Below are 10,310 nucleotides of genomic sequence, written 5' to 3'. Positions count from 1 at the left end.
AAAATATATTCCAGTTTCAATATATATCCATATTTATGCGTGAGAATCTTATCTGGTGTTTGTGAAATTGTAAGTATCCGTTAGTATTTAGAAGAAAATTAAACTTTATAGAGGGAGTGTTCTGTATGAAACTTCGTGAACAAATGCCTGAATTGTCCGGTGCCACAAAATGGTTAAATGAAGAAGTGACAAAAGAGGATTTAATCGGTGATAAGCCAACACTTATTCACTTCTGGTCAGTAAGCTGCGGCTTATGTAAAGAAGCAATGCCTGACGTAAATGAGTTTCGTGATGAATATGAAGATGAGTTAAACGTTATTGCTGTACACATGCCGCGATCTGAGAAAGATCTGGATTTGAGCGTCATTGAAGCTACCGCTCAGGGTCATGATATTACTCAGCCAATTTTTGTCGACAGCGAACACAAGCTCACCGATGCGTTCGAAAATCAATATGTACCAGCCTATTATGTATTTGATAAAGATGGCCAGCTTCGGCACTTCCAGGCCGGAGGCGGCGGCATGAAGATGCTCAGAAAACGGGTCAACCGCGTACTTGGTGTTGAAGCAAAATAAGTAATAGTACTTCCCGGACGATTGACTCGTTCCGGGTTTTTTTATACCAGCAGGGCCAGCAGAAAAAATTAAGCCTTACAATAACGGCATAAAATACTTTGCATTACTTGTTTACTATATGGTACGTTTAATTTAAACAAGGCTCTGTTAAAGTATATTCTCTGTATCACTTCGCAAAAAATCTGCCAATGTTCCGGCAGAAAAGTTTAGCCGGGAAAATTCAGTAAATATTCTTTTGAAGGTCAGTGCCCTCCTCTCAGGAGAAAAAGCAAAATAATACGGAGAATAGGACCAGCTTAACATTACCTTGTAGAGACATGTTTGCAGAAAGGATGATCATAATGAGTGTACATATTGGAGCAAAAGAGGGAGAAATTGCAGAATCTATTTTGCTGCCCGGAGATCCGTTACGCGCAAAGTATATTGCTGAAAACTTCCTTGAAGACGTGAGCTGTTATAACGAAGTAAGAGGAATGCTCGGCTTTACAGGAACTTACAAGGGAGAAAGAATTTCTGTTCAGGGCACAGGTATGGGTGTGCCATCTATTTCTATTTATGTTCACGAATTAATTAACAGCTATAATGTTAAAAATCTTATTCGCGTCGGAACATGCGGAGCAATACAGAAAGATGTTAAAGTCCGCGACGTTATTCTGGCAATGAGCGCTACATCAAATTCAGGTGTAAACAGACACCACTTTAATGGTATCGACTTTGCTCCAACCGCCAACTTTGATTTGTTAAAAAGGGCTTATGACGGTGCTACTGAGCACGACTTGAATGTTAAAGTAGGAAGTGTATTTACAAGTGATGTCTTCTATAATGAAGATAAAAATCTTATTCCACAGCTGGCTGAACATCAGGTTCTTGCAGTGGAAATGGAAACTTCTGCTTTATATACAATCGCTGCCCGCTTTGGTGTCAAAGCTTTATCTGTATTGACGGTAAGTGACCACATTATTACAGGCGAAGAGACAAGCTCTCAGGAACGACAGGAAACGTTCAATGAGATGGTTGATGTTGCTCTCACAGCTGCCGTTTCAGAAAAATAAAATGCTAAACCGCCGCCTTTTCTGACCAGAATAGGCGGCGGTTATTTTATCAGTAAATAAGTTCAATAAACCCTTCTCTCGGAATTCTTCCGAAATAATACGTCATATCCAGATTCGCTAGAGCTTCATGAAGAGCGTTCTTCTCATATTTTACTCCTGTAAGCATTTCCTCTACTTCGCTTACGTCACCTACTCCAAAAAAATCTCCATAAATTTTACATTCCTTAATATATCCCTTAGACACATTTAAGCGAATATCAATGGTGCCTGCCTCAAACCTTTTAGATCTCTGCAAATCAAATTTAGGGGACTTCCCGTAGTTCCAGTCCCAGTTCCTGTAGCGTTTCTCGGAAATTCTTTCTATACCTTCCCAGTCTTCATCGGTCAAGTGATAAGTGTCCACTTCCCCGCTTGCAAAAATGTCTTTAAGTAAAATTTCTTTCAGTTCGTTAACTGTCAGTTTTGTTTCCAGAAACTCATTAATATTGGCAACACGGCTCCGAATGGATTTAATGCCTTTTGAACGTATTTTTTCCTCATTTACGTTCAGCGCATCTACTACTTTTTCAATTTCCGAATCTAACAGCAGCGTACCATGACTGAACATACGGCCTTTAGTTGTATATTGGGCGTTTCCGGAGATTTTGCGCTCTCCGACATGAATATCATTCCTGCCGCTCAGCTTAGCCTCTACACCCATTTTTTCGAGCGCACGTATAACCGGCTCGGTAAACTTCTGAAAGTTTGAAAAGCTGTCTCCGTCATCTCTCGTAAGAAAACTGAAATTCAAATTCCCTAAATCATGATAAACTGCTCCTCCCCCTGACAGGCGGCGAACAACGTGGATCCCATTTTTATCCACGTATTCTTTATTAATTTCTTCTATCGTATTTTGGTTTTTTCCGATAATAATCGAAGGCTCATTGACATAAAAAAGCAGATAGGTGTCGTCAATTGGAAGATTTCTCAGCGCATATTCTTCGATAGCGAGATTAATTCTCGGATCAGTAATGTTTTCGTTGTCAATAAATTTCATAAGTTTGCCTCCTCATCCTTGGTCATTCGTCATTATCTTACCACACATCTCATTTAAAAATTAAATGGTTTACCTGAATGACACTGAATGTATAAGTTTTTCCAGTTACACACACATTACTAAATAGTTTCTGTTTAAAGGGGGAAGACGATGAAACTTTTAAAGTGGTTTAAGAGAGATAAAAGTAAAACGGATAATGACAGGACGAATCCTGTCATCGCTGATTATGAACTTCCTCCATATCCAGCGAAGGATGATATGGCTGAGAATAAAGTCTACCTTAAAGAGACATTCAACTACACAGAGGATTTAATTGACAAGCCTTTTACAATAGACACTCATGCATGTTCAGTCATGTTTCTCGAGTCTCTGACTGATGAAGAGAAAATGGAAAAAAACCTTTACAGTAAGTTAAATCGCGTCCATTCCATTGGAGCCCTTGAAGAGACATTGACGAATATGGATGCTTCAAAACTTCTCCATGTATCGGAAGCCGTACCGCATATACTGGCTGGAAAATGTCTGTTGTTTATTGACGGGCTCGATTACTGCTATATCTTAAATACAAACAAAATTATCCTGAGAGACATAGGACAGCCTGAAAATGAACAGATTATCCGCGGGGCCCATCAAGGCTTTGTGGAATCCCTGATGGTTAATATCTACCTCCTCCGGCAGATGGTTCAGCATCCGCAGTTAACGATACGTTTTAAAAAAGTCGGAAAGAAAAAGAATACAAAGGTATGTATAGTCCATGTGGAAGGAACCGCAGATAAAAAAGTACTTAATGAAATTGACAGGCGCCTTTCTAAAATAGACTCTGACAAATTAATAAGTTCAGGTGTGATTGAAGAATATCTGGAGGATTTCCCTTACTCCCCGTTTCCACAGTTTATGAGTACCGAACGGCCGGACCGGTGTGCACTTAACTTACTTGATGGAAAAATCGTTCTTTTTGTAGAGGGAGAAGGGACGGCTTTGCTCCTCCCAATGAGTTTCCTGTCTTTTTACCAGTCAAACGATGATTATAACAGCCGCTGGTATGCGGGGACTTTCTTCCGGCTCCTTCGAATGTTCAGCTTTGTTACGTCAGTAACCTTGCCGGGCATCTACATTGCTATCATCAGTTTCCATTTCGAAATTATTCCGTACGGGATGACATTTGTTATAAAAGACGCCGTGGAAGAAATCCCTTATCCGCCTATAGTGGAAGCCTTTTTCATGGAACTTACATTAGAACTGATAAGAGAAGCAGGGGTCCGCCTTCCAAGCCCAATCGGCCAGACAATTGGTATTGTCGGTGGTCTCGTGATTGGAGATGCCGTCGTAAATGCCGGCTTTGTTTCAAGCGTCATGATTATTGTAGTAGCCTTAACTGCTATTTCTTCATTTGCTGTACCCGCAAATGAAATGAGCATGTCTGTCAGGCTTCTCCGCTTCCCTATTATGATTATGGCGTCTCTGTTAGGCTTTCTCGGCATCGTATTTTGTCTGAACATTTACCTTATTCACTTATGTAAACTTACAAGTCTTGGCCAGCCTTACTTTTATCCGTTTGCTCCTTTTCATTTTAAAGGGATTTTAAAAGACGTTTTACGTTTCCCTCACACAAAAACCACCTGGCTGAACCTGGATAATAATCATAATAACAATAACGAAAGTTGAGGGATGATATGGAACCGTTATTAAATAACCGCATTTCAGCCAAACAGATTTTCTTTCTTATCGTCCAGACACAGATCGGAATAGCCGTGCTTACTCTTCCTGCCCGGGTTTTCGCAGAAGCAGAGTGGGAAGGGTGGATTTCTATTCTTATTGCAGGCGGTTTTGTCCAGTGCCTTTTAATACTGTATATTTCTCTTGTTCATCGTTTTAAAGACCACACGTTCTTTACAATGACGAGAATCCTTATAGGAAAGCCTTTGTCCGTAGTGGTGAACTTTTCCTACTTTATATACTTTCTGACAGTGACTATTCTTATTCTAACTCTCTATTACCGGACAATTGCTTCATGGCTTTTTCCGGAAACGCCAAAGTGGATTATTATGGCGCTTATCGTGAGCGCGGCTGTTTTTCTTGTAAGAGAAGATATACATATTATCGCAAGGTTTTATACGCTAGTTTCCTGCTTGCTGATCCTGATTATCGGTGTCCAGTTGACAGGGTATACGGCCGCACAGCCGCTATATTTGCTTCCGCTCGGGCATATCGGTATAGCTGACTACTTAAAAGGTGCAGACGCTTCCCTCCAGGCGATGCTCGGTTTTGAACTCATTTTGTTTATTTACCCATTTATTCAGGGTGCTAAAAAAGAGGTGACGAAGATCTCTTCTTATGCGATCTGGTTTACGATTGGGGTCTATGTTTTTTCCTCTGTCACAGCTTTTTTGTTTTTCAGTCCTGACGAAATAGTACTGGTTCCAAATCCTGTGCTCTACATGCTTAAAGCCTTTACTTCCCCTGTTGTTGACCGGCTTGACCTTATCTTTATTTCTGTTTGGATTATTTCAGTAACAACTTCGCTAATGACTTACTTATTTTTAGCTTCACAATATACCCAGGTAATTTTCAGTCTTAAAAAACGGAAAAGCGCCGTATTTTATTTAGGCCTGCTTATTTTGTTTATTGCTCTCTTCTTCGAGTCAAATGAAGCAATTGATGCTTTTTCAGAATTTGTAGGAAATATCAGTTACACCTTTATTGTGGGTATTCCTTTTATATTGCTTATCATTGCTCTGGTCAGGAAAAAACCGGCACGGGGAAAGGAGAAGGCCTCATGAGGGCGGTTTTAACAGCTTTATTTATATGTATAATAATATTAAATACCGGATGCTGGGATTCCAGACAGCTCAGGGACATTACAGTTGTCAAATCAGCGGGGATTGATGCTGATGAAGAAGATCAGCTGATTGAGGTAACCTTTGCTTCTCCAATTCCTGAAAAGTACCGGACAACAGAAAGAGCCCAGATCGTTTCTGCTTTGGGACATACCCCCCGCCATGCACGTGACAATCTAGAAGCAGAAGTTTCAGAAGCGCTGGATTTAGGTAAACTGCGGGTCCTGATGATCGGTAAAGAGCTTGCAAGTGAAGACCTTTATCCCCCTCTGGATATCGTTTACCGGGACCCCCGCTCTGCTTTAGCAGCTCAAATTGTTATTGCAGAAGATCAAGCTAAAGATATTATTGATTTACAGCTCGAAGACCGGCCCAGAACAAGTGAATTAATTGCAGAACTTATAAAAGCTGCTGAGGAAAAAACAATGCTTCCTATTACCAACATTCAATTGATCTGCCCTCCCTTGTTCGACCGCGGGCAGGATGCGATGGTCCCTTATATGACACTCGAAGAAGGAAACCCTCATCTTAAAGGTGTTGCATTGTTTAATGACAGACAAATGACAGGATCTTTGTCTGTAAAAGAAACAACAATGCTTCTCCTAATGATGGACAAGCTGCAGCAGACAGCTTCACTTACCGAAAAAGTGCACAGCGGCAGAGAGAATGAATTAGAAAATTACGTGACTATTGAGGTAGAAGAAGTACACAGAAATTTAGACGTAACTATAAATAAGGCAACCGGACAGATCGAAGTGCCGCTAAAAATAGACTTGTTCGTCAATGTGATCGAATATCCGTTAGACGACCTGGACAATGAGGAAAAGTTAAACGAATTAAGTTCTCTGCTATCCCGGAATTTCACAGAAAAATTTCAGAAGGTGACAGAAAAGCTTCAGGACAGCAATTCAGACATCCTGGGAATAGGGCGGAGAATTCATGCCTACCATTATCCTTACTGGAAAGAAATTGATTGGAAAGAAGTCTATTCCGAGGTGGACTTTCAAGTAGATGTCACTGTTGATATCGTCAGGCACGGTATTTTATTTTAATACTAAAAAAGGAGAAAGCGATGAAGGCTCTCTCCTCTTTATTCCTGGTGCTGCTTATCCGTCCTCTTTTCTAAGCACTGCTTTTTGATGTCTGTAAAATTCGTGGAAGAGCTTCATTAACGCTCTTTTCTCAATTCTGGAAACGTAACTTCTTGAGATTCCAAGCTGTTTAGCAATTTCCCTTTGCGTTTTTTCTTTTTTCATGTCCAGTCCGAAACGCCCGATAACTACCTCTTTCTCCCGGTCATCAAGCACATGAATATATTGATAAATCTGCTTTTTTTCCATTTTTAACTGAATCTGCTCAGCCAGATCTTCAGTATTCGCCTGCAGAACATCAATCAGGCTGATCTCATTACCTTCCTTATCCTGGCCGATAGGGTCGTGGAGCGAAACATCTTTACGCACTTTTTTAAGCGCACGCAGGTGCATGAGGATTTCTATTCTAAAGTCAAAGGTGGGGCGTGAAAAAGCTTGTTTAAAATAATTTTACTTAATAAAACGAACTAAAACAATAAAAAATCCCCTAAGTATTTAATCCTGTGACTTAGAGGACAATTTACAAATCCCATATTTGGTTTAAATTCCCATTCATTTCTTATGCACCATAATCATTTGAGATTTTTTGCTGATCAACTAATTTCTTGTATAACCAATTTGTGTTGTAGAGATCATGATGTGCGCCAAAACCTGAGACTTCACCATCCTCAATTACAACAATATGGTTAGCGTCCATTACAGTTGACAGACGATGCGCAATAATTACTGTTGTTCTATCTTTCATTAAATTGTTGAGAGCCTCCTGGACAAGTGCTTCTGATTGACCATCCAAATGAGCCGTAGCTTCATCTAAGAGGAGTATTTTGGGATTTCTTATAATCGCCCTAGCTATTGCCAATCTTTGTTTTTGCCCACCTGATAAACGAATCCCTCTTTCACCAACCTCTGTGTCCAGACCATGAGGCAGTGATGAAACAAACGAATCAAGGTTGGATCTTTTTAAAGCATCAAAGATATTGAAATCACTTATCTCTCCCTTAATACCATACACCAGATTCCTTCTAATGCTGCCTTGCATTACAGGTGTATCCTGACTAACATAGGCGATTTTTTTCCTCCACCGCTCTAAATTATGAGAATATATAGACTTTCCTTTGTAATAAATATCCCCATGGTCCACGTTGTAAAATCGTTCAATTAGAGAAAACAAAGTAGTTTTACCCGCTCCACTTTCACCTACAATAGCAGTTTTTTGCCCCTCTTTAGCTGTAAAGCTAACGCATTTCAGGATTTCTTTTTCTTTACTATATGAAAATCCAACGTTAGAAAATGTAATACCATGATCATTTTCTTTTTTACCATTATCTTTTTCTGTAATAACGCTTTTTTCAAGATCCTCTTCTAATAATGAGTTAACACGTTCTGTTGCTCCCATTGCTTTTTGAAATTGAGTAAAAAACTGTGCCATTAGTGTGACGGGGGTCATAATTTGGAATATATAAAACACGATAGCTACTAGAGCTCCTGCAGATAAGGATCCGGTGGCAACTTGATATCCTCCGTAACCAAAGATACAAACCAGCACCATAAGGACAGTTGAAGTAATTAAAGGGGATACCACTGCCATAATTCTGCCTGGTTTCAACCCATAGCTATATAACTTCCTTGCACGTTCCCCACCCTGAACCGCTTCCTCATTTTCAGCCACTGAAAGCTTGACTAGACGAACATCACTTAACACCCTTCCTAGATCCCCTTGAAAAGACGCAGTTTCATCTTGAAGACTCCGTGAAACGCTATACATCTTTTTCCCAAGAGGGCTTAGAACCAAAAATGCCATTGGAAATACAAGCAAAAAGATAAGGGCGATAGTCCAGTCTATTAGAAAAAGTATAACAAGAGACCCTACTATTGTTATTAAGCCAGTAAAAAAGGGTATTAAATGATCTACAAAGAAATTCTTCATTACATTAGTATCGTTTGTAATTCTGCTCATTATTTCTCCAGAATTATTTGCATCATAAAACTTTACTGGAAACTTTACTACCCTTCTCCATAAATCCTCTCTTAAACGTACTATTATTTTCTCACCAATAAAAATCATCATATACATTGAAATAGCTGCCAGTGAAATTTGCAGAAGAAAAACTAATATTAGACCTAGTATGACGAACAAATTAAATTCATTATCTACTAATAAATCCACTAGATTCATAGCAATTATTGGGACTACAAGTGCTACGCCTGTTTGTATGGTTGCAAGGATCAATGCTGTTATTATAAGCCAAGTAGAAGGCCTGTATTTATTTAGAATATCTATAAATTGCTTAACAGATAGTGTCTTCATAATAAATTATCCTTTACAATTTATTTTGTTTCTAAAAATAACCCAAACAAGTTTTCACCTGTAAAGAAACAAAAACAATAAGAAGAACTCTCCACTTATAGAATTCAGTGTTAGAGCATATTGACGGGTATTCAATAATGGACAACACTGAATTCTATTGTAATGGAATTGTACATACTCACTTATTCTTTCTTTTTTAACACTGCTCCAAAGACATCATTATCTTCTACATATTCTCTACCGTTTACATCCGCATATACCTTTTCAAGTGTAAAACCAGCCTCATTCACTTCTTTTTCCAGATCGTCAATACTAAAATATTGATTCCAGTAATGATAATTAATCAAATCACCATTATTAAAAACCATCATATTTTTTGTAAGTGTAACTTTATTAGGGTATTTAAGTGATGCATATAATGCTAGATGTTTTTTATTAGAAAAGGGGCTGTCTTTTCTGGATAATCCCCACATAAATTGTGGTTCAGTCTTATTAAATTCTGCTTCTGATAATACGTCTAATAAGACTAACCCTCCAGGTTTTAATCCCTGGTATAAATTACTAAGTATTTTACTTCTATTCTCCGGACTAAAAGACCCATAAAGGTGATAAATTAGTAAAGCTACATCAAATTCCTCATTAAGGCCAATTTTAGTTATATCTTCATTCCTGTATTCTATTGAAAGATTTTCTTTATTTGCTTTACTGGCTGCATATTCGATTGCTTTTTTGTTAAAGTCTACACCAACAACATTATATCCTTTCATAGCCAGCCCATGAGAGTAGAGGCCAGGACCACAGCCGAGATCAATTACATTTTTATACTTATCTACTGGTGCAATTTGGTTAATAAAATCAAGTGTTTCAGCAATAAAACTGCTTTCCTTACTTCCCCCAGGCATATTTTTATCAAAATGGGACTCCAATACAGCGTCAGATCTTTCTGCGTCAAGCCAAATCTCTTGTGTTCCTTCTTCAAATGCCTCTGGAAAATTTGCTATTTCTAATAACTTTTCGATAACTTTTCACCTTCTATTGAATTTTTTTAAAATTGCGGGTATAATTTTACTCTCGGGTGCTTAGAGTTTTACAACCTAGGCACCCGAGAATGAACTAAGTAATTTTACTTGCGTTCTTTTCGCTACATTATTTGCCAATCAAAACTTAGCAATGATTACTGATCGACGATGTGAAACCGCTGGTTGTTGTAACGGTCCAGGTCCAAGTCGCTTCCACCGCTTGGCCCTTGCCGTCTGCTTCATCGGCGAACTTCTGCAATTCGAGTACACTATTCATTTTTTCACCCCCTTTATTTAATGAAGGACATTCTTTTAGCAATGGTTACTGATCGACGATGTGAAACCGCTGGTTGTTGTAACGGTCCAGGTCCAAGTCGCTTCCACCGCTTGGC

Annotated in this window: 10 protein-coding genes and 1 pseudogene; 5 read left to right on the top strand and 6 right to left on the bottom strand. The window is 39.0% G+C overall.

Annotated elements, in window-relative coordinates; genetic code table 11:
- Window positions 1-125 precede the first annotated feature (125 nt).
- Window positions 126-575, top strand: a complete 450-nt coding sequence (locus K8O68_RS14255) for a TlpA disulfide reductase family protein (protein ID WP_230897529.1) — start codon at window positions 126-128, stop codon at window positions 573-575.
- A gap of 341 nt (window positions 576-916) precedes the next feature.
- The gene (gene deoD, locus K8O68_RS14250; RefSeq protein WP_230897528.1) at window positions 917-1,627 is read left to right on the top strand and encodes a purine-nucleoside phosphorylase; all 711 of its coding nucleotides are present in this window, start codon (window positions 917-919) and stop codon (window positions 1,625-1,627) included.
- Between the two features lie 49 nt (window positions 1,628-1,676).
- Here the strand turns inward: deoD and lplA are convergent, their stop codons facing one another.
- Window positions 1,677-2,663 carry a lipoate--protein ligase gene (gene lplA, locus K8O68_RS14245; protein ID WP_230897527.1) on the bottom strand — a complete coding sequence of 329 codons (987 nt, stop codon included), beginning with the start codon at window positions 2,661-2,663 and terminating at the stop codon, window positions 1,677-1,679.
- Between the two features lie 150 nt (window positions 2,664-2,813).
- On the opposite strand from lplA, the gene K8O68_RS14240 reads away from it, so the two are divergent.
- The 3 genes from K8O68_RS14240 to K8O68_RS14230 are packed head-to-tail and all read left to right on the top strand — an operon-like array spanning window position 2,814 to window position 6,552.
- Window positions 2,814-4,328 carry a spore germination protein gene (locus K8O68_RS14240; RefSeq protein ID WP_230897526.1) on the top strand — a complete coding sequence of 505 codons (1,515 nt, stop codon included), beginning with the start codon at window positions 2,814-2,816 and terminating at the stop codon, window positions 4,326-4,328.
- A gap of 8 nt (window positions 4,329-4,336) precedes the next feature.
- A complete protein-coding gene (locus K8O68_RS14235; RefSeq protein ID WP_230897525.1) occupies window positions 4,337-5,443 on the top strand; it encodes a GerAB/ArcD/ProY family transporter in 1,107 nt (368 codons plus the stop codon).
- Window positions 5,440-6,552, top strand: coding sequence for a Ger(x)C family spore germination protein (locus K8O68_RS14230; protein WP_230897524.1), 1,113 nt, complete (start codon window positions 5,440-5,442; stop codon window positions 6,550-6,552). Before K8O68_RS14235 ends, K8O68_RS14230 begins: the two co-directional genes overlap by 4 nt.
- A gap of 54 nt (window positions 6,553-6,606) precedes the next feature.
- Here the strand turns inward: K8O68_RS14230 and K8O68_RS14225 are convergent.
- From K8O68_RS14225 to K8O68_RS21635, 5 genes and pseudogenes are all read right to left on the bottom strand, one after another.
- Window positions 6,607-6,993, bottom strand: a pseudogene (locus K8O68_RS14225) (sigma-70 family RNA polymerase sigma factor); the annotation flags it as partial.
- A gap of 157 nt (window positions 6,994-7,150) precedes the next feature.
- Window positions 7,151-8,899: an ABC transporter ATP-binding protein gene (locus K8O68_RS14220; protein ID WP_230897523.1), complete on the bottom strand. Its 1,749-nt coding sequence runs from the start codon at window positions 8,897-8,899 to the stop codon at window positions 7,151-7,153.
- A 182-nt stretch (window positions 8,900-9,081) separates the two neighbouring features.
- The gene (locus K8O68_RS14215) at window positions 9,082-9,825 is read right to left on the bottom strand and encodes a class I SAM-dependent methyltransferase (RefSeq protein WP_230897522.1); all 744 of its coding nucleotides are present in this window, start codon (window positions 9,823-9,825) and stop codon (window positions 9,082-9,084) included.
- A 238-nt stretch (window positions 9,826-10,063) separates the two neighbouring features.
- On the bottom strand, window positions 10,064-10,195 hold the full coding sequence (locus tag K8O68_RS14210; RefSeq protein WP_230897521.1) for a class III lanthipeptide: 132 nt from the start codon (window positions 10,193-10,195) through the stop codon (window positions 10,064-10,066).
- Between the two features lie 35 nt (window positions 10,196-10,230).
- Window positions 10,231-10,302, bottom strand: a complete 72-nt coding sequence (locus K8O68_RS21635) for a hypothetical protein (RefSeq protein WP_370640532.1) — start codon at window positions 10,300-10,302, stop codon at window positions 10,231-10,233.
- Window positions 10,303-10,310 lie beyond the last annotated feature (8 nt).

The organism is Salipaludibacillus sp. CUR1 (assembly GCF_021028955.1).
Classification (GTDB): Bacteria; Bacillota; Bacilli; order Bacillales; family Salisediminibacteriaceae; genus Salipaludibacillus.
The sequence above is the reverse complement of the archived record's forward strand: the minus strand, read 5'-3'. Positions and strand labels throughout refer to the sequence as shown.

Excerpts from the sequence above, each read along its gene's own strand:
- lplA (WP_230897527.1), bottom strand. The coding sequence starts at position 2,663 with ATGAAATTTATTGACAACGAAAACATTACTGATCCGAGAATTAATCTC.
- K8O68_RS14235 (WP_230897525.1), top strand. The coding sequence starts at position 4,337 with ATGGAACCGTTATTAAATAACCGCATTTCAGCCAAACAGATTTTCTTT.
- K8O68_RS14230 (WP_230897524.1), top strand. The coding sequence starts at position 5,440 with ATGAGGGCGGTTTTAACAGCTTTATTTATATGTATAATAATATTAAAT.
- deoD (WP_230897528.1), top strand. The coding sequence starts at position 917 with ATGAGTGTACATATTGGAGCAAAAGAGGGAGAAATTGCAGAATCTATT.
- K8O68_RS14210 (WP_230897521.1), bottom strand. The coding sequence starts at position 10,195 with ATGAATAGTGTACTCGAATTGCAGAAGTTCGCCGATGAAGCAGACGGC.
- K8O68_RS14255 (WP_230897529.1), top strand. The coding sequence starts at position 126 with ATGAAACTTCGTGAACAAATGCCTGAATTGTCCGGTGCCACAAAATGG.
- K8O68_RS14240 (WP_230897526.1), top strand. The coding sequence starts at position 2,814 with ATGAAACTTTTAAAGTGGTTTAAGAGAGATAAAAGTAAAACGGATAAT.
- K8O68_RS14220 (WP_230897523.1), bottom strand. The coding sequence starts at position 8,899 with ATGAAGACACTATCTGTTAAGCAATTTATAGATATTCTAAATAAATAC.